The 24622-nt window shown below is 65.0% G+C and carries 21 protein-coding genes and 1 pseudogene; 12 read left to right on the top strand and 10 right to left on the bottom strand.

The genetic code is table 11. The annotated features are described in order from the left end of the window. Window positions 1-163 precede the first annotated feature (163 nt). Window positions 164-1186, bottom strand: a complete 1023-nt coding sequence (locus tag I6F28_RS21900; RefSeq protein ID WP_036014224.1) for an ABC transporter substrate-binding protein — start codon at window positions 1184-1186, stop codon at window positions 164-166. Between the two features lie 153 nt (window positions 1187-1339). Between I6F28_RS21900 and I6F28_RS21905 the strand changes: the two genes are divergently transcribed. The 4 genes from I6F28_RS21905 to I6F28_RS21920 all read left to right on the top strand — a co-directional run bounded on the left by I6F28_RS21905 (window position 1340) and on the right by I6F28_RS21920 (window position 6068). Beyond that, entirely contained in the window at window positions 1340-2146 is an 807-nt protein-coding gene (locus I6F28_RS21905) for a creatininase family protein (protein WP_036014242.1), read from the top strand. 140 nt (window positions 2147-2286) lie between these two features. Continuing rightward, a complete protein-coding gene (locus I6F28_RS21910) occupies window positions 2287-2550 on the top strand; it encodes a hypothetical protein (protein WP_036014244.1) in 264 nt (87 codons plus the stop codon). A gap of 206 nt (window positions 2551-2756) precedes the next feature. Next, the gene (locus tag I6F28_RS21915) at window positions 2757-3710 is read left to right on the top strand and encodes a DUF1194 domain-containing protein (protein WP_225141012.1); all 954 of its coding nucleotides are present in this window, start codon (window positions 2757-2759) and stop codon (window positions 3708-3710) included. A gap of 387 nt (window positions 3711-4097) precedes the next feature. After that, entirely contained in the window at window positions 4098-6068 is a 1971-nt protein-coding gene (locus I6F28_RS21920) for a carbohydrate porin (protein WP_036014225.1), read from the top strand. 217 nt (window positions 6069-6285) lie between these two features. On the opposite strand, the gene I6F28_RS21925 is transcribed toward I6F28_RS21920, so the two are convergent. Continuing rightward, the gene (locus I6F28_RS21925; RefSeq protein ID WP_036014226.1) at window positions 6286-8361 is read right to left on the bottom strand and encodes a methyl-accepting chemotaxis protein; all 2076 of its coding nucleotides are present in this window, start codon (window positions 8359-8361) and stop codon (window positions 6286-6288) included. A gap of 242 nt (window positions 8362-8603) precedes the next feature. Here I6F28_RS21925 and I6F28_RS21930 point away from each other — a divergent pair, with 242 nt between their 5' ends. Then, entirely contained in the window at window positions 8604-9899 is a 1296-nt protein-coding gene (locus tag I6F28_RS21930) for a hemolysin family protein (protein WP_036014227.1), read from the top strand. A gap of 178 nt (window positions 9900-10077) precedes the next feature. Here the strand turns inward: I6F28_RS21930 and I6F28_RS21935 are convergent, their stop codons facing one another. The 3 genes from I6F28_RS21935 to I6F28_RS21945 all read right to left on the bottom strand — a co-directional run bounded on the left by I6F28_RS21935 (window position 10078) and on the right by I6F28_RS21945 (window position 13190). Further along, on the bottom strand, window positions 10078-10317 hold the full coding sequence (locus tag I6F28_RS21935) for a PilZ domain-containing protein (protein WP_036014228.1): 240 nt from the start codon (window positions 10315-10317) through the stop codon (window positions 10078-10080). 98 nt (window positions 10318-10415) lie between these two features. Beyond that, window positions 10416-12113, bottom strand: coding sequence for an FMN-binding glutamate synthase family protein (locus tag I6F28_RS21940; RefSeq protein ID WP_197424408.1), 1698 nt, complete (start codon window positions 12111-12113; stop codon window positions 10416-10418). A 303-nt stretch (window positions 12114-12416) separates the two neighbouring features. Then, window positions 12417-13190 (bottom strand): ferredoxin--NADP reductase, encoded by a 774-nt coding sequence (locus I6F28_RS21945; RefSeq protein WP_036014229.1) that lies wholly within the window; start codon window positions 13188-13190, stop codon window positions 12417-12419. A 373-nt stretch (window positions 13191-13563) separates the two neighbouring features. On the opposite strand from I6F28_RS21945, the gene I6F28_RS21950 reads away from it, so the two are divergent. Further along, window positions 13564-14364, top strand: coding sequence for an ATP-grasp domain-containing protein (locus tag I6F28_RS21950; RefSeq protein WP_225141014.1), 801 nt, complete (start codon window positions 13564-13566; stop codon window positions 14362-14364). A gap of 197 nt (window positions 14365-14561) precedes the next feature. Here the strand turns inward: I6F28_RS21950 and I6F28_RS37845 are convergent. Continuing rightward, a pseudogene (locus I6F28_RS37845) lies at window positions 14562-14657 on the bottom strand (amino acid ABC transporter substrate-binding protein); the annotation flags it as partial. Between the two features lie 168 nt (window positions 14658-14825). Between I6F28_RS37845 and I6F28_RS21955 the strand changes: the two are divergent. The 5 genes from I6F28_RS21955 to I6F28_RS21975 all read left to right on the top strand — a co-directional run bounded on the left by I6F28_RS21955 (window position 14826) and on the right by I6F28_RS21975 (window position 20109). Then, window positions 14826-15833: an NADP-dependent oxidoreductase gene (locus I6F28_RS21955; RefSeq protein ID WP_036014249.1), complete on the top strand. Its 1008-nt coding sequence runs from the start codon at window positions 14826-14828 to the stop codon at window positions 15831-15833. A gap of 147 nt (window positions 15834-15980) precedes the next feature. Next, complete coding sequence (locus tag I6F28_RS21960) at window positions 15981-16799, top strand: cysteine rich repeat-containing protein (RefSeq protein WP_225141016.1); 819 nt, start codon at window positions 15981-15983, stop codon at window positions 16797-16799. A gap of 133 nt (window positions 16800-16932) precedes the next feature. Further along, window positions 16933-17148, top strand: coding sequence for a hypothetical protein (locus tag I6F28_RS21965; RefSeq protein WP_109145511.1), 216 nt, complete (start codon window positions 16933-16935; stop codon window positions 17146-17148). 187 nt (window positions 17149-17335) lie between these two features. Next, the gene (locus I6F28_RS21970; protein WP_225141018.1) at window positions 17336-18499 is read left to right on the top strand and encodes an FAD-dependent monooxygenase; all 1164 of its coding nucleotides are present in this window, start codon (window positions 17336-17338) and stop codon (window positions 18497-18499) included. Next, window positions 18496-20109, top strand: a complete 1614-nt coding sequence (locus I6F28_RS21975) for a benzoate-CoA ligase family protein (protein ID WP_225141020.1) — start codon at window positions 18496-18498, stop codon at window positions 20107-20109. Before I6F28_RS21970 ends, I6F28_RS21975 begins: the two co-directional genes overlap by 4 nt. 153 nt (window positions 20110-20262) lie before the next feature. On the opposite strand, the gene I6F28_RS21980 is transcribed toward I6F28_RS21975, so the two are convergent. After that, window positions 20263-20775 carry a MarR family winged helix-turn-helix transcriptional regulator gene (locus tag I6F28_RS21980; protein ID WP_225141022.1) on the bottom strand — a complete coding sequence of 171 codons (513 nt, stop codon included), beginning with the start codon at window positions 20773-20775 and terminating at the stop codon, window positions 20263-20265. Next, a complete protein-coding gene (maiA, locus tag I6F28_RS21985) occupies window positions 20765-21397 on the bottom strand; it encodes a maleylacetoacetate isomerase (protein ID WP_225141023.1) in 633 nt (210 codons plus the stop codon). The genes I6F28_RS21980 and maiA overlap by 11 nt, the downstream gene beginning before the upstream one ends. Before the next feature lie 213 nt (window positions 21398-21610). Between maiA and gtdA the strand changes: the two genes are divergently transcribed. Then, window positions 21611-22651 carry a gentisate 1,2-dioxygenase gene (gene gtdA, locus I6F28_RS21990; RefSeq protein WP_225113687.1) on the top strand — a complete coding sequence of 347 codons (1041 nt, stop codon included), beginning with the start codon at window positions 21611-21613 and terminating at the stop codon, window positions 22649-22651. Between the two features lie 120 nt (window positions 22652-22771). Here the strand turns inward: gtdA and I6F28_RS21995 are convergent, their stop codons facing one another. Beyond that, window positions 22772-23593, bottom strand: coding sequence for an ABC transporter permease (locus I6F28_RS21995; RefSeq protein ID WP_225141025.1), 822 nt, complete (start codon window positions 23591-23593; stop codon window positions 22772-22774). Continuing rightward, entirely contained in the window at window positions 23586-24359 is a 774-nt protein-coding gene (locus I6F28_RS22000) for an ABC transporter ATP-binding protein (protein ID WP_225141027.1), read from the bottom strand. Before I6F28_RS22000 ends, I6F28_RS21995 begins: the two co-directional genes overlap by 8 nt. Window positions 24360-24622 lie beyond the last annotated feature (263 nt).

Below are 24622 nucleotides of genomic sequence, written 5' to 3' on the forward strand. Positions count from 1 at the left end.
CCTCCCCCCAGCGGGGAGAGGTCGGCGCGCAGCGCCGGGTGAGGGGCCTCAGGTCCAACGAGGGAGCGTTACCCCTCACCCGCACCGCATCTGGCGATGCGATGCGACCTCTCCCTTCGGGAGAGGTGGGCGCCAGCCTCACCGGCGTGCCTGATCTCAACATTTACGGCTTGTTCGGGCGCAGCTCGACGCCGACGCCCTTGTTGACGAAGCGCAGCGTGTAGGATTTGCGGTAGTCGAGATCCGCCTTCACGACCCCAGCCTTGACCATCTTGTTGAAGAAGGAGGCATAGCGCTCGTCGCTCATTGCGCCGATGCCGTTCTTCAAGCTGTCGCCGGAATCGACGATGCCGTGCTCCTTCATCTTGACGACGGAATAGGCCAGGAGATCGTCGGTCATCTCCGGGTTGAGCTGCTTGATCAGGGCGTTGCCGGCGGAATTGTCCCGGTAGAGGTAATTGTACCAGCCGATCATGGAGGCATCGACGAAGCGCTGCACGAGGTCAGGCTTCTTCTCGACGATCTCGCGGCGGGTTTCGATCAGCGTCGAATAGGTGTTGAAGCCGTAATCAGCGAGCAGCAGCACATTGGGCTTGAAGCCGGCGGCCTTCTCCACCGCAAACGGCTCGGAGGTGACGTAACCCTGCATCGCGCTCTTCGGGTTGGCGATGAAGGGCTGCGGATTGAAATTATAGGGGCGGACGTTCTTGTCGCTGAAGCCGTATTCGGATTTCAGCCACTGGAAGTAGCTGGTCATGCCTTCCTTGGAGACGAACAGCGTCAGCGGCTTGAGGTCCTCGATCTTGGCGACCTTGGCGTCGGGCTGCGTCAGCATCACCTGCGGATCCTTCTGGAAAATCGCGGCGATGGTGATGACGGGAACGTTGTTGGCGACGGCATCGAACGACATCAGCGTGTTCGCGGCCATGAAGAAATCGATCTTGCCGGCGATCAGCAGCATCCGGTTGTTCTCGTTCGGGCCGCCAGGGACGATGGTGACGTCGAGGCCGTATTTCTTGTAGGTGCCGTCGGCGACCGCCTGGAAGAAGCCGCCATGCTCGGCCTCGGCGACCCAGTTGGTGCCGAAGGTGACCTTGTCGAGCGTTTGGGCGCGCGCCGGCGCAAAGGAGGCAAGAGCGGCCAACAAGCCCGCAACTAACGCTCGCCGCAGATGAAAGGGGGTCATATTGGCACTCCGTCGATCGTGGCTGGCCCAATCGCGACTGGTCCGGGTGAAGGCAACGCGATAGAACCGCATGACATCAGGGGATGCGAGCCGCCCGGGCCCGCATCCCCTCATACCGCAAATTACGTGACAAATTCGGGCAAGGAAACCTCGATGACGCCCTCCCGCGACTGGATCGACATCGACTGGGCTGATGCGAGCCCGGACGAGGCGTCGCGCTGGATCGCGGTGCTGCCGCTGGCGGCAACCGAGCAGCACGGCCCGCATCTGCCGCTGACGACGGACGTGCTGATCGCGGACGCCTACCTCGCACGTGTGCGCCAGCTGTTACCCACCAGCATTCCGGCGAGCTTCCACCCGGTCGAACGGGTCGGGATTTCGACCGAACATATCGACTATCCGGGCACGCAGACGCTGCCGACTGAAATCGCGCTGAGGAAATGGGCAGCGATCGGCGCGGACGTTGCACGCCGCGGCGTGAGGAAGCTCGTCATCGTCACCAGCCATGGCGGCAACAGCGCGGCGATGATGCTGGTCGCGCAGGATCTGCGTGCGCATCACAAGCTGTTCGTGGTGACGACGTCGTGGTCGCGGCTCTCAGGCGCCGACAAATTGTTCCCGGCCGATGAAGTGCGGCACGGCATTCACGGCGGCGCGGTCGAGACCTCGATCATGCTGGCGCGCTATCCGGATCAGGTGCGCAAGGATGCGATCGCCGATTTTCCCGCGAGCAGCATCGCGATCGAGCAGCAATATCGCTGGCTGTCGACGCAGCGGCCGGCGCCGTTCGCCTGGCAGGCGCAGGATCTCAACACCAGCGGTGCTGTCGGCAACGCGACGCTGGCGCAGCCAGAGAAGGGCGAGCAGCTGCTCGATCAGGGCGCGACGGCGTTCTGCGAGCTGCTGGGTGAGGTCGATAACTTCGACGTGAACAGGCTTGCCAAGGGTCCCCTCGGCTAGGGGGCATCTTCCTGGATTCATTCAGGAAAGCTCTATTCTTCGCGAGCGCATTTGCAGTCTTCGAACCGGACGCGAGCAGCCTCCGTCCAACTGGGCACGCGGGCCACAACGGACCGCCTCAACCCCGGATGGAGTTTCACATGTCGATCAAGACCAAGATTGCCGCCGCAGCTCTCGCTGCTCTCACTGTTGCCGGCAGCATCGCATCCACCACCACCTCGGCCGAAGCCAAGCAGCCCGGCTGGGTCTGGGGCGTCGGTGCCGGCATCGCCACCGCCGCCGTCGTCGGCTCCGCGATCGCCGCCAGCAACGATCCCTATTACCACGGCTATCACCGCTGCGGCTGGGTCGCCCAGTACAACGCCTTCGGCCAGTACGTCGGCCGCGTTCGCACCTGCTACTGATCTGAGTATCTGAGGCGATCTCCACGTGGATCCCGCGTCCGACACGGGCGCCTCATCCACCCCGTGTCGTGCCCCCGACCCCGCCCGGCCGTCCCCCCGGGCGGGGTCATTCGTGTTGCGGCCAGAACAGCCCATGATGAGTCGGACAACCCTTCCGATTGCACGTTCCGCGTGTCAGGATACGAATGGGCGGCTGGAGGGCGAGCGTGAGTTGGCAGATCTCAATTGGATCGATCCTGATTGCGATCCTGACATCGACACAGGCATGTCCCGAGCCGGCCTCACAGCCGCTAACGGCGACCCAGGGCGACAGCCGCCCTGCCGTAGACCTCGAGCTCGTCATCGCAGTCGACGTTTCTTACTCAATGGAGCCGGATGACCTTGCAGCCCAACGCGAAGGCTATGCCAAGGCCATCGTCTCGCAGGAGTTTCTCCGGGCGGTGCGAGCCGGTCCTGCCGGCAAGATCGCGCTGACCTATTTCGAATGGTCATCGACCAGCGACCAGAAAATTGTCGTTCCCTGGCGACAGATCGACGGGCCGGGAGCGGCTGAGGCGGTCGCAACTGAAATCACCAATGCACCGATCCGCCGCGGTTCGCGCACCTCGATTTCAAGTGCAATTAAGTTCGCCGCCTCGCTATTCGAGCAGAACCCCTACAGTGGTCCGCGCCGTATCATCGACGTCTCGGGCGATGGCCCCAACAGCAATGGCGATCCGGTCACCTCAGCGCGCGACAAAGCGTTGCAGCAAGGCCTCGTCATCACAGGCCTGCCGGTCATGACCAACGCAACACCCGCTGCTCCGACAGACTTTCAGCATATCGACCATATCGATTGGTACTACGAGGATTGCGTGATCGGCGGCCCGGGTTCCTTTGTCGTACCGGTCACCGATCGCGAAAATTTCAAGGAGGCGATCCGGACCAAGCTGACTCTCGAGGTGGCGGGCCAAACGCCAGATCAATCGCCTGCCCCCTCTACGGACAAGGAGCCGCGCGTTCTCTGCACGATCGGCGAGAAACTCTGGCAGGAGCGCTGGGGCGCGATCACACCGGGGAGCAATAGTCCGGCCATGAGCAAACCGGCGGCGAGCAGTCAGTCCAGCAAGGATGACGCGCTGCTCGACAAGAAGATCAAGGGCATCTGCCGCGGCTGCTAGGTCCTTCCGCGGGCCGGGAACCGGCCATCGCCCCCCATGGCCCACCCATCCCTGACAGGTCCTCCCGCAAGCGGCCGGGCTCCGCTCGGGCTGTTCAGGTTGCTGAGCAGAGGGGCGATGTTGCAGCCGCGTCACATAGTGGTGCGAACTCTCCTCCATGGCGATGGGGATCAGTTGCTATTGCGAATTATTCGCAATAAGGCTTGTCGCAGATTCAGGAGCTTGGGACGAAGTCGAGGCGAATCGAGACCATCCCGGCCGGTCGCCTCGAACGCGGAGGCCTGGTGACAGAATCGCCGCGACCCGGCAGGGATATCGCGGCGGGTGGGACACATTCGCGTTTGCGGGGGCGTGCGTTTGAGGTTGAGGGGTCACAGACACTGGTGCTTGCGAACGGCCGCGGCGATTGCCACGGGCGTGCTGGCTTTTCCGGCCGCCGGCCGCGCGGCCGATCTGCCGCTGAAGGAGCCGGCCTTGAGAGCGGTCTATGACTGGACCGGTCTCTATATCGGCGCGCATGCCGGCTACAGCCGCGGCTCGTCGCGCTTCGCGCTGAACGACGGCACCGCACTCGGCGACAGCGGCGTCTTCAGCGGCATGATCGGCGGCGTGCAGGCGGGCTACAATTACCGCCTCAACTCCGGCTGGCTGGTCGGCGTCGAAGGCGATTTTACGTTTCCCAACTACATCACCTCGAACTCGATCGTCTCGTTCCTGGCAACGCCCGCCAACACCGTCACCCAGCAATGGGACTACGCCGCGAGCGTGCGCGGCCGCGTCGGCTACACCAGCGGTCCCTGGCTCATCTATGCCACCGGCGGCTTCGCCTGGATGGGCGAGCGCTATTTCGACGCGCCGGCCTCCGGCGCCGAAATCCCGAAGATCCTGAACACGCGGCCCGGCTGGGTCGCAGGCGCCGGCCTCGAATACGCCTTCGCGCCGCATTGGAGCGCGCGGCTCGAATATCTCTACAGCCGCTTCGACGGCGCCAACGTCGCCTTCTCCACGGGCGCGCAATACACGTCCTCGTCGCTCGACTTCCAGCAGGTCAGGCTCGGCCTCAACCGCAAGCTCGATTGGCCGGGCCTGCCTAGCTATGATCCGAAGAGCTCACTGATCGACACCGAATCGGACCGCTGGGAGATTCACGGCCAGACCACTTATCTTCCGCAAGGCTATCCATCCTTTCCCGCGCTCTATACCGGGCCGAACTCGCTGTCGCCGTCGCGGCAGGCCAAAGCGACCTGGAGCAACAGCCTGTTCCTGAACGCGCGGCTGTGGGACGGCGGCGAGGTCTATTACAATCCCGAGCTGCTGCAGGGATTTGGGCTGAATGACACGGTCGGTGCGGCCGGCTTCCCGAACGGCGAAGCGCAGAAGTCGAACTTCCCCTATCCGCACTACAACACCTCGCGCCTGTTCGTGCGCCAGACCTTCGGCTTCGGCGGCGAGCAGGAAGAGCTCGCGAGCGGTCAGCTGCAGCTGGGGCAGAAGGTCGACGTGTCGCGCCTCACGATTCAGGCCGGCAAGTTTCCGGTGATCGACGTGTTCGACGGCAATGCCTACGCCAAGGATACGCGCCGGGACTTCATGAACTGGTCGATCTGGGCGCCCGGCGCCTTCGACTATTCCGCCGACAAGGTCGGTCTCACCTACGGCGTCACCGCCGAGCTCAACCAGAAGCAATGGGCGCTACGCGGCGGCTATTTCCTGATGGTCTCCGAGTCCAACGCCAATCACTTCGACACCAGGGTCGGGGAGCGCGGTCAATATTTGCTCGAGCTCGAGACGCGCTTCTCGCTGTTCGGCCGGCCGGGCAAGCTCAGGACCATCGGCTGGCTCGATAGCGCCAACATGGGCAGCTTCCGCGAGACGCTGGACAATCCCGCGCTCAATCTCGACATCGCGCAGACCCGGCGCGGCCGCCTGAAGTACGGCTACGTGCTCAACCTCGAGCAGGCGATCACCGACGATGTCGGCCTGTTCGGCCGCTGGAGCTGGAACGACGGCAAGACAGAAACGCTGGCCTTCACCGACATTCATCGCAGCCTGTCCGGCGGCGTTTCGATCAAAGGCACGACTTGGGGCCGACCCGACGACGTGATCGGCGTCGGCGGCGCGATCAATGCGATCTCGCAGGATTATCGCGAATTCCTCGCCGCCGGCGGCCTCGGTGTGCTGGTCGGCGACGGCGCGCTGAACTACCGCAAGGAACGTATCCTTGAAACCTATTACGCCTATGCGGTGAACAAGAACATCACCCTCACCGCCGACTACCAGCTCATCGTCAACCCCGCCTACAATGCCGACCGCGGACCGGTGTCGGTGTTTTCGGGGCGGCTGCACGGGGAGTTCTGAGCTCGACGCGACTTCGGTGCGCGCGACGCGTCCTTCGAGACGACCGCGTCGCGGTCTCCTCAGGATGAGGCTAAGCAACACCGGCGCCCGTGGAAATAGCTGCCGCATAGTCCGTCCTCATCCTGAGGAGCCCGCCAGAGGCAGGCGTCTCGAAGGATGGACCGCGGGCACGTCGCTCTTCAATGCGATTGCCTCACCAAGCGGCGAGAGACGCTCGTCACGCCGCGCGGATCGCGTCCAGGAATTTTCCGACCTCGACCTTGAGCCGGCTGCTCTCGCCGGACAGCGATCTCGCCGATGCGAGCACGTTGGAGGAGGCCGATCCGGTCTGGTTGGCACCGCGCTGCACGTCGACGATGCTGGCGGAGACCTGCTGGGTGCCGCGCGCGGCCTGCTGCACATTGCGTGAGATCTCGCGCGTCGCCGCGCCCTGCTCCTCGACCGCCGCGGCGATGGCGGACGCGATCTCGGACATGCGGGAGATGGTGTCGCCGATCGACTTGATGGCGCCGACGGAGTCCTCCGTCGCGGCCTGGATGCCGGAGATCTGCTGGCTGATTTCGCCGGTCGCCTTGGCGGTCTGCTCGGCCAGCGCCTTGACCTCGGACGCGACGACCGCGAAGCCGCGACCGGCCTCGCCGGCGCGCGCCGCCTCGATGGTGGCGTTGAGCGCCAGAAGGTTGGTCTGGCCGGCGATCTGACTGATGAGCTCGACGACGTCGCCGATCCGCCCCGCAGCCCTGGCGAGCTCGCCGACATGCTCGTTGGTCCGCCCGGCCTGCTGCACGGCCTCGCCGGCGATGCGCGCGGAATCCTGAACCTGACGGCTGATCTCGTCGACCGACGAGGCCATCTCCTCGGCCGCGGCGGCAACGGTCTGCACGTTGGTGGAGGCCTGCTCGGATGCGGCGGCAACGGTCGCGGTGACCTTTTCCGATTGCTCGGCCGTGCTCGTCAGCGTTCCCGCGGAGACTTCCAGCTCCGAGGATGCCGACGAGACGGTGTTGATGACGTCGCCGATCATGGCTTCGAACTCGCGCGCGATCTGATCCATGCGCTGGCTGCGCTTCAGCTTCGCTTCCGCCTCGATCGCGGCCGCCTCGTCGGCGGACTTCTTGGCGAGCAGCGAATCCTTGAAATGCTGGAGCGAGCCGGCGACCTGGCCGATCTCGTCGCTGCGGCCCGTCGCGGGAATCTCGACCTCGTGCTGCCCGGCGGCGAGCGCTCCGATCACGTCGGCGATCCGGCCGAGCGGCGTCACCACGCGCCTGCGCAGCATGATGGTCACGCCACCGAGCGTGCCGAGCAGGGCCAGCACGGCGACGCCGGCGAGCGCGAGCATCGCCAACGCGCCGTCGCGAGCGGCCGAGGCGCGCTCGGCGGCTTCCGCCAGCGCAGCGTCGCGCACGCCGTAGAACATCTGGATGGCCGGCACGATGATCTTCGCCAGCTCGTCGGCGGTGCCGGCGTACTTACCGTCAGTCCGTGCTGCAGGAATCTCCTTGTCCACGGCAACCGCGGCTTTTCCAAAATAGGATTCCGTAGCCGCCTTCAGTGCGGTGGCGATGCGGACGGGATTTTCGAGCTGTTCGAGACCGGCCTCGATGCGCTCGCGATCGACCTCCACGCGCCCCTGCATGCGATCCATCAGCGACAGTTCGGCCGCGGTGAGCGGACGGCGCGCAGTGAGCGCCGGGGACAGCGTGGCCGCGCGGCTGCCGGCCGAAACGCGCAGATCCTGCGCCGTCCGCGCCAGGTTCAACAGCGCCGCAAGCGAGGAATCGGCGTTGATGACCTTCGCCTCGAGCTTGTTCATGACCGGTTCGATGTGGCCGATGACCTCGGCAACGCCGGGGAGGAATCCCTTGGTCGCGGCGCCGTCGCGCGCCGCCAGCGGAACGCTCATCGCGCGATCGGCCGCCGTGGTGACTTCCTTCAGCCGCCGCGCGGCACGGTCAAGATTCTCGGCGATGGCGCCGCCGCCGTCCAGCACCATGACGGCGCGCCTCGCGGCCTCGAAGCCCTCCTCGGCCGTTTTCGCGGCCTTCGCGGCAACTTCGAGCTGCGCCTGCGTTGCAGCGCCTTCCTGGAAGATCGGTCCGATATAGGGAGCGCGAAGGCTGGCGACGTGCTGGTTGGCCAGCAGCGTCGCGCCAAATGCCTCCACCGTCTTGATCGCATCGGAGCGATCGGTGAAGATGCGCGCCTGCGGTATTAGCACCTCGGCGCCGAGGATGACTGCAAACACCGTCACCGTCAGCATCGACAGCGCGAAAAGCTTTCCGATCCGCATCCTCAGGTCCCCGGGTCTATTCTTGCAAGGGCAAAAGCTAGCGGGCGGCCACTAAGGGCTCGTTAAGCAACGATCCGTAGTTCCGCGGGGTGTCAAGTCGTCGCGGACGCCTTTGGGAACGCCGTCGCGCACGGGTTCCCTTTCGGCGACGAATAAGCAGAATCGCCAGCACTTCCGCACTGAATACCTATATCAGTGGCTTGCCGGCAGCCCGGCCACACTTGCTTACCTCCGGAACGTCAATGCTTTCGCTCGAACTCGCCATCGTCGTCGTCCTGATCGTCATCAACGGCCTGCTCTCCATGTCGGAGCTGGCCGTGGTGTCATCGCGCCCAGCGCGGCTGTCGCTGCTCGCGGCCAAGGGCGTGCGCGGCGCCGAGCGGGCGCTGACGCTGGCGGCCGATCCCGGCAAGTTCCTCTCGACGGTGCAGATCGGCATCACGCTGGTCGGTGTGCTCTCCGGCGCGTTCTCGGGCGCGACGCTCGGGCAGCGGCTGACGCAATGGCTGCTCGAGCTCGGCCTGTCCAAGGGCATTGCCGACATCGTCGGCGTCGGCATCGTGGTCACGCTCATCACCTACGGCACCTTGATCGTCGGCGAGTTGGTGCCGAAGCAGGTGGCGCTGCGCGATCCTGAAAGCATCGCGGTGCGGGTCGCGCCGGCGATGCACGCGCTCGCGAAAATATCGCTGCCGCTCGTCTTTCTACTCGACGTCTCCGGCAAGCTGATCCTCACCCTGCTCGGCCGCGGCGGCAAGGCCGAGGAGAAAGTCTCCGAGGACGAGATCCATCACCTCGTCAGCGAGGCCGAGAGCGCAGGCGTGCTCGAGCCGGGCGAGAAGGAGATGATCGCCGGCGTGATGCGGCTGGGCGACCGGCCGGTCGGCGCGGTCATGACGCCGCGCACCGAGGTCGACGAGATCGATTTGAACGACGATCGCGCCGCCATCCGGGAGATCATCGCCAAGAGCCCGCATTCGCGCTTTCCCGTCTCTGACGGCGACCGCGACAAGCCGATCGGCGTGCTGCAGGCCAAGGATTTGCTGATCGCCTATATGAACGAACGCAGCCCGGACTTGCGCGCGCTCGTGCGCGAGGCGCCCGGCATCCCGGTGTCGGCAGATGCGCGCGACGTGCTGACCATCCTGAAAGCGGCCCCGGTTCACGTCGGGCTCGTCTATGACGAATACGGCGCCTTCGAGGGCATGGTGACCGCCGCCGACATCCTCTACTCGATCGTCGGCGCCTTTCATTCCGAGGAGGGACCGCCCGAGCCGGCCTTCATCAGGCGCGACGACGATTCGCTGCTGGTCTCCGGCTGGATGCCGGTCGACGAGTTCGGCGAGCTGCTCGGCATCGAGCTGCCGCCGCATCGCTACAACACGGTCGCAGGCCTCGTGCTGCAACAATTCAACATGCTGCCCGATGTCGGCGATGCCTTCGATTTCGGCGGCTGGCACATCGAGGTGGTCGATCTCGACGGGCGAAGGATCGACAAGATATTGGCGAGCCGATTGACTGAGGTCGAGACGGGGTAGCAGGTGACGGCGCACCCGCTTTTCCTTCTCCCCTTGTGGGAGAAGGTGGCGCGAAGCGCCGGATGAGGGGTTGTCTCCGCACATTCAATCGAAAATTGGATTCGCGGATAGAACCCCTCACCCGTCTCGCCGCTACGCGGCGAGCCACCCTCTCCCACAAGGGGAGAGGGAAACATCATCACCCGAACCTGACCCCGATCCGCTTTTCCTTGCGCCAGACCACCGTGCAGGTCCGATGCGTGCCGTCGGCCTGGACGAACAGGGTGAAATGATCGGGAATGCCGACGGGGCTGGCGACGTCGAGTGCGGCGCCGGTATCGGAGAGATTGCGGACGGTGCAGTCGATCGCGCCGCCGCCGAACTCGATCGTTCCGGCCTTCAGCACGCGATGTCGGGCCTTGTCGCGTCGCTCGTCCATGGGGCGAATCTACACCCAAAGTTGAACCAGCCGTTAAACCCTACCCTCCGCTCTCGGCAATTTGAGGTCCCTGGCCTACGGCAGCCGCAGCCCGCATCTTACAACGCCGGCTGGAACGTCTCGGCGCGCGCCATCTGCCAGGCGTCGCGGAAGCGCGGGTCTTCCGTGCCTTCGAGCAGCTCGCCCGGACGCAGCGCCGGATAGAGCTGCGCGAACGACTTCACCTGGGTCGTCGACGTCCGTTGGCTGAAATGGATCGGCCGCAGCTGCTGCGGATGTTCGAGCCCGGCCGCGGCGATCAGCTCGGTCAGCGAGTGCAGCGTGGCATGGTGATAATTGTGCACGCGGTCGATCTTGAGCGGCACATAGAGCGCGCGCGCCCGCGTCGGGTCCTGCGTCGCCACGCCGGTCGGGCAGCGGTCGGTATGGCAGCTCAACGACTGGATGCAGCCGAGCGAGAACATGAAGCCGCGCGCCGAATTGCACCAATCGGCGCCGATCGCCATGGCGCGCGCCATGTCGAAGGCGGTCGCGATCTTGCCGGAGGCGCCGATCTTGATGCGGTCGCGCGCATTGATACCGACCAGCGCGTTGTGGACGAAATTGACGCCCTCGCGCATCGGCATCCCCAGATGATCCATGAACTCGAGCGGCGCGGCACCGGTGCCGCCCTCATTGCCGTCGACGACGATGAAATCAGGATAGATTCCGGTCTGAAGCATCGCCTTGCAGATCGCCAGGAACTCCCAGGGATGGCCGATGCAGAGCTTGAAGCCGGCCGGCTTGCCGCCCGAAAGGCGGCGCATCTCGGCGATGAACTGCATCATGCCCACGGGCGTCGAGAAGGCGCGGTGCGAGGCCGGCGAGATGCAGTCCTCGCCCATGGCGACGCCGCGGATCTTGGAGATCTCCTCGGAGACCTTGGCCGCCGGCAGCACGCCGCCATGGCCGGGCTTGGCACCCTGGCTGACCTTGAGCTCGACCATCTTGATCTGGTCGTCGCCGGCGACGCGCGCGAACGCTTCGGGATCGAAGCTGCCGTCGAGATGACGGCAGCCGAAATAGCCCGAGCCGATCTCCCAGATGATGTCGCCGCCCATCTCGCGGTGATAGGGGCTGACGCCGCCCTCGCCGGTGTCATGGGCGAAACCACCCTTTTTGGCGCCGGCATTCAGCGCGCGCACGGCGTTGGGGCTGAGCGCGCCAAAACTCATCGCCGAGATGTTGAACACCGAGGCCGAATAGGGCTTTGCGCAGTCCGGCCCGCCGATCACGACGCGGAATTTCTCCGTCGCATGCGCCTTCGGCGAGACCGAGTGATGCATCCACTCATAGCCCTCGCGATAGACGTCCTCCTGGGTGCCGAAAGGACGCTTGTCGAGCTCCATCTTGGCGCGCTGATAGACCACCGCGCGGGTGTCGCGCGAGAACGGCATGCCGTCCTTCTCGCTCTCGAAGAAATATTGCCGCATCTCGGGGCGGATCTCTTCGAGCAGGAAGCGGATATGCGCCGAAATCGGGTAGTTGCGCAGCACCGCGTGGCTCTTCTGCAGGAGATCGCGGACGCCGAGCAGGGTCAGCGCGCCGAAGATCAGGATCGGAATCAGCAGGATGTCGAAGATCTTGCCGTCGGAGATGCCGATGCCGATCAGGAGCGCGGTGACCACCGCGCAGATCGTCAGCACGATGAAGCGCGGCGAGAAGGGCAGCAGCAGGGTTTCCATGATCCCCTCCTCCGCCAGCGGCAGGCGTTTGGGGGCTTGCTGCGTCTTGTTGTCGTCGGCCACGATTCCCATCCTCTCGCCAGCATGAGGCGGTACGATACGTCCTCGCCTGTCATACGGATATGACGCGGCCCTTGTTTCAGGCTAGCGAATTCGGCCGAGACAAATCAATCGGCCGGATGGACGGATTTTGCGGTGCAGCAGAGGGGTCGGATGGGGTCAGGCTGGAGGCGGCGCAAGCCATGCAGTGTCCCGGGCAAGCGCAAGCTCAGACCCGGGACCCAGAATGCAACAGCATACGATGCGGCGAGATGGACCCCGGCTCTGCAGCGCACGGCGAAGGGGCGCTGCGTCCGGGACACGAGAGCGTGGTGCTTAGCGCTCGACGAAGGCCTTCTCGATCACGAAATGGCCGGGCTTGTTGCCGCTTCCTTCGACGAAGTCGCGGCTCTCGAACATCTGCTTCAGCTCTTCCAGCATCGCCGGGCTGCCGCACATCATGATGCGGTCGGTTGCGATGTCGAGCGGGCCCTGCCCGATGTCGTTGAAGATCTGCTCGGAGCTGATGAGGTCGGTGATGCGGCCACGGTTCCGGAACGGCTCGCGGGTCACGGTCGGATAATACACGAGCTTGTCCGCGAGCAGCTCGCCGAACAGCTCATCCTCGCGCAGGGTCGCGACCAGCTTCTCGCCATAGGCGAGCTCGGAGACCTGGCGGCAGCCATGCACCAGCACGATGGACTCGAACTGGTCGTAAACCTCGGGGTCCTTGATCAGGCTGGCGAAGGGCGCAAGGCCGGTGCCGGTCGAGAGCAGCATCAGCCGCTTGCCGGGAAGCAGGTTGTCGGTGATCAGCGTGCCGGTCGCCTTGCGGCCGACCAGGATGGTGTCGCCTTCCTTGATCTTCTGCAGGCGCGAGGTCAACGGACCGTCCTGCACCTTGATCGAGAAGAACTCGAGTTCTTCCTCGTGGTTGGCGCTCGCCATGCTGTAGGCCCGCAGCAGCGGCCGGCCATCGACCTCGAGGCCGATCATGGCGAACTGGCCGTTCTGGAACCGGAAGCCGGTATCGCGGGTGGCGCGGAAGCTGAACAGCGTGTCGGTCCAGTGGTGGACGGAAAGAACCTTCTCTCGGTAAAACGCGCTCATGATTTTCGATATTCCGAATAACTGCGGTTTTAGGGCAAAAGCGTTGCCCGGCCCTGAAATCGGGGCGGCACCATTTGCCATGGCGGAGGATTTCGCGTGTGTGATCTACGCCATTGAGACCAATAATCAACCTCGTTTCGGATGCAATTGATGCCGGTCAAACCGGCATTTGCGGCAGAACTGGTCACAACATTAAGGAATCTGCTGCCTGGCGCGCGCGGAGGATAATTTCTTTTCCCTCTCGGCGTTCATTGCAGCACTTAATTTCCGGCGCGCTCGCAAGAATTTCATTAAGAATAGCTCTGATTTTCAGCCGGTTTGGCGCCGATGCCCGCATTTTTGCGGCTTTTGGCGACAGGAATGACGAAACACCATGGCAAGCGGCGAGCGGATCTTCGTTCAGGCGATCAGGCGGTATTGCGCGGAGAGGGGCATCGCGGTCGATGTCCGCTCCGACGGCTGGCTGATCGCAATGCGCCGGGGGCCGCGGCGCCGTTTCGCCTTCGGCTACGACATCGGCCTCAACAACGCCATCGCCCATCGCCTCGCCAATGACAAATCGGCCACCGCCGAGGCGCTGACGCTGGCGGAGGTGCCCTGCGTTCCGCATCGGCTGTTCCTCAACCCGAAGCTGGGCGTGCATGTCGCCGGCGCGGATTGGCGCGAGGGGATGCTGGCGCAGCTTGCCCAAAACCCGCAGGGCTTGGTGGTGAAGCCGAACGAGGGGACATCAGGGCGATCGGTGTTCAAGGTGACGACGGAGGCGGAGCTCGACCGGGCGGCCAGCGAGGTCTTTTCGATGAGTACGGGGCTCGTGATCTCGCCCTTTGTCGCGATCGAGGAGGAGGTCCGCGTGGTCCTGCTCGATGACATGCCGCTCGTCGTCTACAGCAAGCAGCGCGGCTCGGATTGGCGGCACAATCTCGATGCCGGCGCAAAGCCGGTGTTGCTGGAGGACGGCGAAGTTCGCGCGGCCTGCGCAAAGCTCGCGATCGATGCCGCGTGCGCCATCAGCATCGTCTTTGCTTCGATCGACGTGGTTCGCGTGAACGGCGAATGGAAGGTGCTCGAGATCAATTCCGGCGTGATGATGGAGGCGCTGGGCAAGCTGCACCCGGAGCTGGTGCAGGCGGCGTATGACGCGGCGCTCGACCGGGTGTTTGATAAAAATTAGCTGCGAAGCACACTGCACCCTCTCCCCTTGTGGAAGAGGGTGGCTCACCGCGTAGCGGTGAGACGGGTGAGGGGTCTCTTTCCGCGCGCGAGCCTCTCGCAACAGGACTCGCGGATGCAACCCCTCATCCGGCGCTTCGCGCCACCTTCTCCCACAAGGGGAGAAGGGAAGTAAGCGCTAATTCTTCGCGCCCGGGGAATCGCCTTGAACGCCTCCTCCAACTGCAGCGAGATCGGCACGTTCAGGCGCTCGCCTGTGGGCAGTCGCGCGGTGAACCATTTGTTTGTGGAAGGCGCGCTCGACGCAACACGCCTTGCGTGCGGCCGCGTTTTCAGGATGTTCCCGTTGTGAAATGGAAAGCGGCGATCTAGCCTTCATGCAGCGCACGACGCATGCGGCTTGCACGCTTTCCTTGCGGCGGCTGCATCAATGATCGTCAAGCAAATGAAGAGGGAAACGCCATGAGCGGCAACATCAATCGCCAGATCCTGCTGGTGGAGAAGCCCAGCGGCAAGCTCGGTCCCGAACATTTCAGGATGGTCGAGGGCGCGATGCCGGAGCCGAAGGACGGCGAGGCCTTGCTGCGCGTACGCTACATCTCGCTCGACGCGGCCAACCGCGCCTGGATGCACGGCGCGACCTATCGTTCCGCCGTCGAAGCCAACAGCGTCATGGCCGGCGGCGCCATCGCCGAGGTCGTCAACTCGAAGGCAGCGGGGCTTGCGCCCGGCGATATCGTATTCGGCGACACCGGCTGGCAGGAATTTGCCGCCGTGCCGGCGAAGCATCTGACCAAGATGCCGAAGCTCGAGCCGATGACGCACCTGCTCAGCGTGTTCGGCATCGCGGGCCTCACCGCTTATTTCGGCCTGCTTGAGATCGGCAAGCCGAGAGAGGGCGAGACGGTCGTGGTCTCCGCAGCCGCAGGCTCGGTCGGCTCGATCGTCGGACAGATCGCCAAGATCAGGGGATGCCGCGTCGTCGGCATCGCCGGCGGCGCCGACAAGTGCAACTGGCTGACCTCCGAGCTCGGCTTCGATGCCGCCGTGGACTACAAGGACGGCGCGGTGTTCAAGGCGCTGCGCGCAGCGGCCCCGAAAGGCATCGACGTCTATTTCGACAATGTCGGCGGCGACATCCTCGAAGCCTGCCTGCCGCAGATGAACAATTACGGCCGCATCGCCTGTTGTGGCGCGATCTCGCAATATGACGGCGCGCCTGCCGCACATGGCCCGCGCGGCGTGCCCGGCCTGGTCGTGGTGAAGCGGCTGACCATGCAGGGCTTCATCGTGATGGACTACATGAAGGACAGCGAGCGCGCGCTCGCCGATCTCCAGGCCTGGGTGAAATCCGGCAAGCTCAAGGTGCAGGAGGACATTCTCGATGGACTTGAGAACACGCCGAAAGCGCTGATCGGATTGCTCGCAGGCGAGAACCGCGGCAAGCGCATGGTGAGACTGACGACGTAGTCGCGCCCCAATTGCGCCGGCACAATTGACTTGCGGTAGAGGCCGAAGCGGCCAAAGATGCCGCTCGCGAGCTGACCCTCGCGACTATTGCGCTTGCATATTTTTTCAGGATGGTCGGCGTTCCCGATCGGGCAGGAATTCATTCAAATGTTCAAAACGTTGAAGCATGCATCGACGCGCACAGCGTTGCTGGCGACAGCACTCTTCGCAACTGCAACAGGAGCGTTCGCGCAGACCGAGGCCCAGAAAAGCGCGATCCGGTCCGCATGCCGCTCGGACTTCATGGCGCATTGCTCGAGCGTGACGCCTGGCGGAGTGGAGGCGTATCAATGCCTCGCCAAGAACATGTCGAGCCTGTCGTCGGGCTGCCAAGCTGCGGTTCGCGCGGTCGAACCGGCCGCCGCGCCGAAGACCGAAGCAGCGCCCGCCAAATCTGAACCGGCCAAATCTGAACCGGCCAAAACGGAAGCGGCGCCGGCTGCCGCGCCAGCTTCCAAGCCGGGAGCGGCGGCGGCGCCGAAGGCAGCAGCAGCAAAGCAGCCGAGCCCCGCGCAGGTTTCCGCGATCAAGAGCGCCTGCCGCGGCGATTATCCCAAGGTCTGCGCCAGCGTGCCGCCCGGCGGCGCGCCCGCGCTCGAATGCCTGGAGAAGAACAAGGCGAAGGTGTCGGCCGGTTGCGCCAAGGCGGTGAACGCGGCTTTCGGTGGCGGAGCGGCCGCGCCTGCTTCCGCTGCTGCACCGGCCGCAGAGGCGGCGCCTGCCGCGGCTCCGGCCGCCATCGTGCTGCGGCCATTGCTGCCGCGCGAAGAGCTGTTCATCGTGCGGTCGGCTTGCGGCGCCGACATCCGCACCCTCTGCGCCGGCGTGGCGCCCGGCGGCGGCCGGATCATCCAATGCATTTCCAATCGGGCGGCATCGCTCTCGCCGGCCTGCAAGGAGGTGCTCGCGCCTTTCGCGGCGCGATGACACCGAGCGGGCTTAATTCGTCCGCGGCATGAATTGCGGTGCGTGACGCGAAGGTTTGCGCGTGCTGAGGCGTAAACTAACCGATCCTTGTTTGAAAGGCCGCTACGACCACGACAAGCCCCGGGAGGACAACATGCGTTCATTGCTGCTCGTTGCTTCTGCGCTTCTGGCCTTCGCCGCCACCATGACCTTCGATGCCACCGACGCCAATGCGGTGGTGTGCGCACGCGGCGTCGTTCGCGCCGGCTGCGCCGGCCCGAACGCGGCCGTGGTCGTCCGCAAGCCGGTGCCGGCGGTCCGCTGCACCCGGGTTCTGGTGAACGGGGTCTATGTGAAGCGCTGCGTCTGACCCCCCGGTGGCCAATCCGCCCCGGTTTGGCTATGATTCGCACCTGACAGTTTCGGACGCGCACGAGCGTGTCCGGACACGTGCTTTGGCGTGCCGCGCGCTGGCAATAATTCCGCTGGCGCAGGACACCGGAGCACATTAGTCTACCCCTAGATAGTAAGTATACTGTCAATTAGGGAGGCAGACGTTGCGGATCGCCGTGATTGGCGGGGGGCCCGGTGGGCTCTACTTCGCCTATCTCTGGAAGAAGCGTCACCCCGAGGATCAGGTCGACCTGTTCGAACAGAACCCGGCCGACGCGACCTGGGGCTTTGGCGTCGTGTTCTCCGACCAGGCGCTGGAATTCCTGCGCGCCGACGACCCCGAGACGGTCGATGCGATCGCCCCGCACATGGAGAGCTGGGAGAACATCACGCTGCACCTGCATGGCGACAGCGTCGCCATCGACGGCGTCGGCTTCTCCTCGATCGGCCGGCTGGACCTGCTCAGATTCCTGCAGCAGCGCGCATTCGCTATCGGCGTCACGCCACGCTTCGACACGCAGATCCAGGCGATCGACCAGCTCAACGGCCACGATCTGATCGTTGCCGCCGACGGGCTGAACTCGCTGGTGCGCCGCGCCTATGAGGGCGATTTCGGCACCTCGCTGTCCTACTCATCCAACAAGTTCGTCTGGTACGGCACCTCGAAACGCTTCGACACGCTGTCGCAGACTTTCGTGAAGACCGAACGCGGCGCCTTCAACGCCCATCACTACCGCTATTCGCCGACCATGAGCACCTTCCTGGTCGAATGCGATTACGCCACCTGGCAGGCCTATGGGTTCGCCTACAAGGACGTCGAGCAGTCCAAGGGCGTCTGCGAGGAGGTGTTCGCCGACACGCTCGGCGGCCATTGCCTCGTCTCCAACAAATCGGTCTGGCGCAATTTTCCCTGGATCTGGAACGAGCACTGGTCGTTCAAGAACATGGTGCTGCTCGGCGACGCCCTGCATTCGGCGCATTTCTCGATCGGCTCGGGCACACGGCTCGCGATCGAGGACGCCATCGCCCTCGTCAAGGCGCTGGAGTCGGATGCGCATCTTGCGACCGCGCTGCATCGCTATCAGGCCGCGCGCAAGCCCATCGTGCAGAAGCTCGTCAACGCGGCGCGCACCAGTGCGTTCTGGTACGAACATTTCGCCGAGCACATGAAGCTTCCCCTGATGGACTTCGCCTACAGCTACATCACCCGCTCCGGCCGCATCGACGATTCCCGGCTGCGTGCGATGTCGCCGACCTTCATGGCTCGCTACGAGGCGGCCAGGAACGCCGGAGACGGCGCCGAAGACAAGGGCGGAGATGCGGCATGAGCCATGACATCCGTGACCAGGTGCCAGCGGACAGCGATGGCGCGCGCGAGATCGGCTTTGCCGTTCCCGACATCTACAATGCCGGCCGCGTGCTGTTCGACAATCTCGGCAAGGGCCGCGGCGACAAGCTCGCGCTCCTGGGGCCAGCAGGCACGCGCACTTATCCCGAGCTCTGCGCGGAGGCCTGCCGCTGGGGCAACGGTTTCGCCTCGCTTGGCCTGAAGCGCGGCGATCGCGTGCTGTTGTTTCTCGACGACACGCCGGCCTACCCCGCCGCCTTCTTCGGCGCCGTGCGCGCCGGCTTCGTGCCGCTGCTGATCAATACGTTGACGCCGCCGGACCTCTTGCAATTCTACCTCGCCGATTCCGGCGCGACCGTCGCGGTGGCGGATGCAGAATTCGCGGCGCGCTTCAATGCCGAGGCTTGCAGGGAGACCAAGCTGCATACGCTGATCGTGGCCAACGGCGCGGCCGGCGAGCACGCGGCGCCGCGGGCGCTCGCGGCGGCGAGCTGGCTCGCGCAATTTTCTGCTGAGCTGGCGGAAGCGCCGACGCAGCGCGACGAAATGGCGTTCTGGATGTACTCCTCCGGCTCGACCGGACGGCCCAAAGGCATCGTGCACCTGCAGCACGACATGGCCTACACGGATGCCGCCTTTGCGCGGAACGTACTGAAGCTGACGCCTGACGACATCTGCTTCTCGGTGCCGAAGATTTTCTTCGCCTATGGCTTCGGCAATTCCGTCACCTTCCCGTTCTCGGCCGGCGCCGCAACATTGCTGCTGCCGGGCCAGCCGAAGCCGGCAGCGATCTTCGCGGCGATCGAGAAGTACAGGCCCACGGTCTTCTTCGGCCTGCCGACGCTCTACACCGCGCTGACCAAGGCCGAAGGCGCGGACAAGACGGATTTCTCGTCGCTGCGCATGGCGCTCTCCGCCGCCGAGGTGCTCTCGGCCGAGGTCTTCAACGGCTGGAAGACGCTGACGGGGCTCGAAATCGTCGAAGGCCTCGGCTCGACCGAGGTGCTGCACATCTATCTCTCCAACCGGCCCGAGCAGAAGAAGCTCGGCGCTGCGGGCCTGCGCGTTCCCGGCTATGAGGTCGCGCTGCGCGACAAGGACGGCCGCGACGTCGGCGACAACGAGGAAGGGATTCTGTGGGTCCGCGGTGATTCCAACACGCCGCTGTACTGGAACCGGCCGGACAAATCCGCCGAGACCATCCGCGAGGGCGGCTGGATCTACACCGGTGATCGCTTCGTGCGGGATGCCGACGGTTTCCACTTCTTCCGTGGCCGCGCCGACGATCTCATCAAGATCTCCGGCCAGTGGGTCTACCCGCTCGAGGTCGAGCTGTGCCTCGCCGATCACCCCGACATCCGCGAATGCGCGGTGTTCGCCGCCGAGCTGCCGGACCGTCGCATGACGCTGAAGGCTGTGGTGGTGATGAACAGCCGAGCGGTCGACCAGAGTGAGGCGACGCGCAGGCTGCAGGACTATGTCAAGGCCAGGCTGCTGCCCTACAAATATCCGCGCGAGGTGATCTTCATCGACGAGTTGCCGAAGACCGGCACGGGGAAGATCGATCGGCAGGCGTTGCTGCGGATGTGAGGCGAGCTGTCATCGCCCGGCTTGACCGGGCGATCCAGTACTCCGAGACGGTAGCGGTTGAATCGAGACGCCGCGGGGTACTGGATTCCCCGCCTGCGCGGGGAATGACAGTCGAGATTGAGGGCGACAGTGTCGCTCTACAACTGGAGCCCCTCACCCAGCCTTCCCAAGATGCTCCAGGGCGTCCTCCGCGCGCAGCGGCACGCGGGAGGCTTCGTTGTTGAGATCGACCAGCTGCGCCAGCAGGCCCATCAGCGCCTTGCGGTCGGCGGGCTTGAGCGGCTCCAGCATCCGGGCCTGGGCGCGCTCGACGGCGGGGATGATCTCGCGCAGGATCGCGGCGCCGGACTTCGTCAAGTACAGGAGCTTGATCCGCTTGTCTTCCGGCGCCGGCTTGCGCTCGATATAGGCCTTGGCCTGGAGACGTTCGATCACACTGCCGAGCGTCGAGCGGTCGAAGGCGATCACCGCCGACAGCCGCGTCGCGTCGATGCCGGGATGGGTGTGGATTGCGACCAGCGCGGCATATTGCACCGGCGTGAGGTCGAACGCCTTGCACTCCTCCATGAAGATGGAGACCGCGATCTGCTGCATGCGCCGGAACAGATAACCCGGCGCGGCATAGACCGCGTCCATCGTGATCGGAGCAAGCGGCTTACTCGGCATCGGGCTGCTTCTCCGGCGCCGCATCGGCAAACGCCGGCAGCGCCTTGGCGGCGGCCTCGGCCTGGAGCAGGCGCGGATAGGCGGAGACGTCGACGCCGAAGCGACGGGCATTGCCGAGCTGAGGCACGAGGCAGAGATCGGCCAGCGTCGGCGCATCGCCGAAGCAGAATGGGCCCTTCTCGTCCTTGATCAGCGTCTCGCAGGCCGACAGGCCCTCGCGGTTGACCCAGGCGGCCCAATCCTGGACCTTCTCCTCGGGCAGGCCGAGCTCACGCAGCCGCGCCAGCACTTTCAGGTTCTGCACCGGATGGGTGTCGCAGGCGATCGCCAGCGCAAACGCCCGCACCTTGGCGCGGCGCAGCGGATCCTTCGGCAACAGCGGCGGATTGGGATGGGTCTCGTCGAGCCATTCGATGATGGCGACCGATTGCGTCAGCACTCCGCCCGCATCGTCCTCCAGCGCCGGCACCAGGCCCTGCGGGTTGATGGCGAGATAGCTGGGGGCGCATTGCTCGCCCTTCCGCAAATGATGCGGCAGATGCTCGGCGCCGAGCCCCTTGAGGTTCAGCGCGATCCGCACGCGATAGGCGGCGCTGGAGCGGAAATAGCCGTGCAGCTTCATTGAGACCTCCCTGCTTTTGTCATTCCGGGGCGACGCGCCAGCGTCGAGCCCGGAATCCATACTCCCGATCGTGGTTATGGATTCCGGGCTCGCCGGGCCACGCGTTGCGCGGCCCTTCGCCCCGGAATGACAACCTTGTATGTCATCCGTCACGTTGACGCTACCTAGATCCTCAGTATACTGTCAATCAACAAACGATCGGGAGCAGCAACCATGGAAGCCGTGACCAAGACGCCGGAACGCGAGGCGTTCTACCGGAAGATCGACGGCGAGAATCTCACCGCGCTGTGGACGGTGATGAGCGACCTGATCACGCCGGAGCCGAAGAGCGCCTGCCGGCCACACCTCTGGAAGTTCGACGTCATCCGAGACTACATGACGGAGGCCGGCAAGCTGATCACCGCCAAGGAAGCCGAGCGGCGCGTGCTGGTGCTGGAGAACCCGGGGCTGCGCGGGCAATCCAAGATCACGACCTCGCTCTATGCCGGCGTGCAGATGGTGGTGCCCGGCGACGTCGCGCCTGCGCACCGGCATAGCCAGTCGGCGCTGCGCTTCGTGCTCGAAGGCAGGGGCGCCCACACCGCGGTGGACGGCGAGCGCACTGCGATGGAGCCCGGGGACTTCATCATCACGCCGTCGATGACCTGGCACGATCATTCCAACGAGACCGATCAGCCGATGTTCTGGCTCGACGGCCTCGACATTCCACTGGTGCAATTCTTCGACTGCTCCTTTGCCGAAGGCGCGAAGGAAGACCAGCAGAAGATCACCAAGCCCGCGGGCGACAGCTTTGCCCGCTACGGCCACAACCTCTTGCCCGTTGATGTGAAGCGGAGCTCGAAGACTTCGCCGATCTTCAGCTATCCCTATGCCTACACCCGCGAGGCGCTGGAGAAGGCCAGGACGAGCCAGGAATGGGACGCCTGCCACGGCCTCAAGCTGAAGTTCAGCAACCCCGAGACCGGCGATTTCGCGATGCCGACGATTGGCACCTTCATCCAGCTGCTGCCGAAGGGTTTCAACACCGCGCGCTATCGTTCGACCGATGCGACGGTGTTCTGCCCGATCGAGGGTAAGGGTCGGAGCCACGTCGGCGATACAATGTTCGAATGGGGCCCGCGCGACCTGTTCGTGGTGCCGAGCTGGCATTGGGTGACGCACGAGGCGGATGAGGACGCCGTGCTGTTCAGCTTCTCGGATCGGCCGGTGCAGCAGAAGCTGGATCTGTTCAGGGAAGACCGCGGGAACGCGTGACGGTCGCCGGTCTCGTAGGGTGGGCAAAGGCGCCCTTGCGCCGTGCCCACGTCTTCGCGACTCATGAAGGAATGGTGGGCACGCTTCGCTTTGCCCACCCTACGGCGCCGGTGATCGTATCTAGCGCCAGTGCAACAGCCGCATCTCCAGCCAGCCGATCACCTTCCCGACCGCCAGCCCAAACACCGACAGGATCACGACGCCCGCGAGCAGCTGATCGGTCTGCATCAGGTTGCCGGCCTGCAGCACGAAGGCGCCGATGCCGTATTGGGCGCCGATCATCTCGGCGCTGACGACCAGCAGCAGCGCGACGGAGGCGGTGATGCGGAAGCCGGCAAGGATCGCCGGCAGCGCGCCCGGCCAGATCACCTTGCGCACGATGGTGGCGAACGGAACGTTGAAGCTCTGCGCCATGCGGATCAGGTTGCGCGGCACGGCATCGACGCCGCTATAGACCGAGATCGCGGTCGAGAAGAATACCCCGAGCGCAATGGTCGCGATCTTCGGCTCTTCGCCGATGCCGAGCCAGAGAATGAGCAGCGGCAGCAGCGCGATCTTCGGAATCGGAAACAGCGCCGAGATGAAGGTGATGCCGACGCTGCGCGCAAGGCGCGACAGGCCGATGGCGAAACCGACGGCGATGCCGGCCGCCGTTCCCAACAGCCAGCCGACGCCGATCCGCAGCAGCGAGGCCGAAACATGCTGCCAGAGTGCGCCGGAGACCGCGAGCTGGTAGATCGCACGGACAATTGCGGAAGGAGTCGGCAGAAACAGCGCGTTGACGAGGCCGACGCTGCCGGCCGCCTGCCAGATCGCGATGAGGAGGCCGAGCGCGATCCAGCCGCCGTACCGGCTCGAGGCAGGCACGAAACCGGCGCCGCGGAAGCGGACGGGCCGCGTCGCTTCGTTCTTGGCCGTGTCCGTTGCCGCGCGGTCAAGCATGCTGGACCTCGCGCTCGGCATCGATCGCCTCGTTGCGGATCAGCGACCAGATCTGATTCTGCAGCACCAGGAGCTTTTCGCGCGCCGCCGCTTCGCCGCGCGTCGCCCGCGCCATCGGCACGGTGACGACCTCGCGGATGCGGCCAGGACGGCGCGACAGCACCACGATGCGGTCGGCGAGCCGCGCGGCCTCTTCGAGATTGTGGGTGACGTAGACCGCGCCCATGCCGCCATCGGCAAGCAGGCGGATGAAATCCTCCAGCAGCAGCTCGCGGGTCTGCGAATCCAGCGCCGAGAGCGGTTCGTCCATCAAGAGGATCGCGGGCCTCACCGCAAGCGCGCGCGAGATGCCGACGCGCTGGCGCATGCCGCCGGAGAGCTGCTTTGGATAGGTTTGGCGAAAATCGGTGAGGCCGGTGCGGCGCAGCGCATCCTCGACCAGCGCGCGGCGCTGCGCGGCCGAGAGCTGGGTGTGCAGCAGCGGGAATTCGACGTTTTCCTCCACCGTCGCCCAGGGCAGCAGCGCAAAGTCCTGGAACACGAAGGTCAGCGGATTGAGACTGTCCGCCGGCGGCGCGCCGCGCAGCTCGGGCGCGCCGGAGGTCGGCTGCAGCAACCCGCCGAGGATCGACAGCAGCGTGCTCTTGCCGCAGCCGGACGGCCCGACGATCGCCACCACCTCGCCGGCACTGACGGTGAAGGAGACGTCGTCGAGCACGGCGAGATCGCCGAAGCGATGGGAGATGTGGCTGGCGATCAGGTCCATGAGGCGCACCGTTTCTGCTCGGACTGGTGTGCGCGCTCTTCACCCTCCCCTGGAGGGGGAGGGCATAGGCCGCCCATGGCGGCCGTCCCTGAGAACGCCGAAGCCAAGCTTCGGCTATGTCGTATTGAACGAAGCGAAATGCGAACCGGGGCGGGGTGACAGTCTATCGGCGCGGATGCTGGCAATTCCTGCCCCCGAAGCTCCCGCGAATGGTCGGAGCAAGCGACAGATAGACCACCGCCGTGGCTCACCCCGCCCCGCTC

The organism is Bradyrhizobium sp. NBAIM14 (genome assembly GCF_020193895.1).
Lineage (GTDB): Bacteria > Pseudomonadota > Alphaproteobacteria > Rhizobiales > Xanthobacteraceae > Bradyrhizobium > Bradyrhizobium yuanmingense.

Excerpts from the sequence above, each read along its gene's own strand:
- I6F28_RS21995 (WP_225141025.1), bottom strand. The coding sequence starts at position 23,593 with ATGCTTGACCGCGCGGCAACGGACACGGCCAAGAACGAAGCGACGCGG.
- I6F28_RS22000 (WP_225141027.1), bottom strand. The coding sequence starts at position 24,359 with ATGGACCTGATCGCCAGCCACATCTCCCATCGCTTCGGCGATCTCGCC.
- gtdA (WP_225113687.1), top strand. The coding sequence starts at position 21,611 with ATGGAAGCCGTGACCAAGACGCCGGAACGCGAGGCGTTCTACCGGAAG.
- I6F28_RS21925 (WP_036014226.1), bottom strand. The coding sequence starts at position 8,361 with ATGCGGATCGGAAAGCTTTTCGCGCTGTCGATGCTGACGGTGACGGTG.
- I6F28_RS21965 (WP_109145511.1), top strand. The coding sequence starts at position 16,933 with ATGCGTTCATTGCTGCTCGTTGCTTCTGCGCTTCTGGCCTTCGCCGCC.
- I6F28_RS21960 (WP_225141016.1), top strand. The coding sequence starts at position 15,981 with ATGTTCAAAACGTTGAAGCATGCATCGACGCGCACAGCGTTGCTGGCG.
- I6F28_RS21955 (WP_036014249.1), top strand. The coding sequence starts at position 14,826 with ATGAGCGGCAACATCAATCGCCAGATCCTGCTGGTGGAGAAGCCCAGC.
- I6F28_RS21975 (WP_225141020.1), top strand. The coding sequence starts at position 18,496 with ATGAGCCATGACATCCGTGACCAGGTGCCAGCGGACAGCGATGGCGCG.
- I6F28_RS21950 (WP_225141014.1), top strand. The coding sequence starts at position 13,564 with ATGGCAAGCGGCGAGCGGATCTTCGTTCAGGCGATCAGGCGGTATTGC.
- I6F28_RS21940 (WP_197424408.1), bottom strand. The coding sequence starts at position 12,113 with ATGGGAATCGTGGCCGACGACAACAAGACGCAGCAAGCCCCCAAACGC.
- I6F28_RS21980 (WP_225141022.1), bottom strand. The coding sequence starts at position 20,775 with ATGCCGAGTAAGCCGCTTGCTCCGATCACGATGGACGCGGTCTATGCC.
- I6F28_RS21910 (WP_036014244.1), top strand. The coding sequence starts at position 2,287 with ATGTCGATCAAGACCAAGATTGCCGCCGCAGCTCTCGCTGCTCTCACT.
- maiA (WP_225141023.1), bottom strand. The coding sequence starts at position 21,397 with ATGAAGCTGCACGGCTATTTCCGCTCCAGCGCCGCCTATCGCGTGCGG.
- I6F28_RS21900 (WP_036014224.1), bottom strand. The coding sequence starts at position 1,186 with ATGACCCCCTTTCATCTGCGGCGAGCGTTAGTTGCGGGCTTGTTGGCC.
- I6F28_RS21905 (WP_036014242.1), top strand. The coding sequence starts at position 1,340 with ATGACGCCCTCCCGCGACTGGATCGACATCGACTGGGCTGATGCGAGC.
- I6F28_RS21945 (WP_036014229.1), bottom strand. The coding sequence starts at position 13,190 with ATGAGCGCGTTTTACCGAGAGAAGGTTCTTTCCGTCCACCACTGGACC.
- I6F28_RS21935 (WP_036014228.1), bottom strand. The coding sequence starts at position 10,317 with ATGGACGAGCGACGCGACAAGGCCCGACATCGCGTGCTGAAGGCCGGA.
- I6F28_RS21930 (WP_036014227.1), top strand. The coding sequence starts at position 8,604 with ATGCTTTCGCTCGAACTCGCCATCGTCGTCGTCCTGATCGTCATCAAC.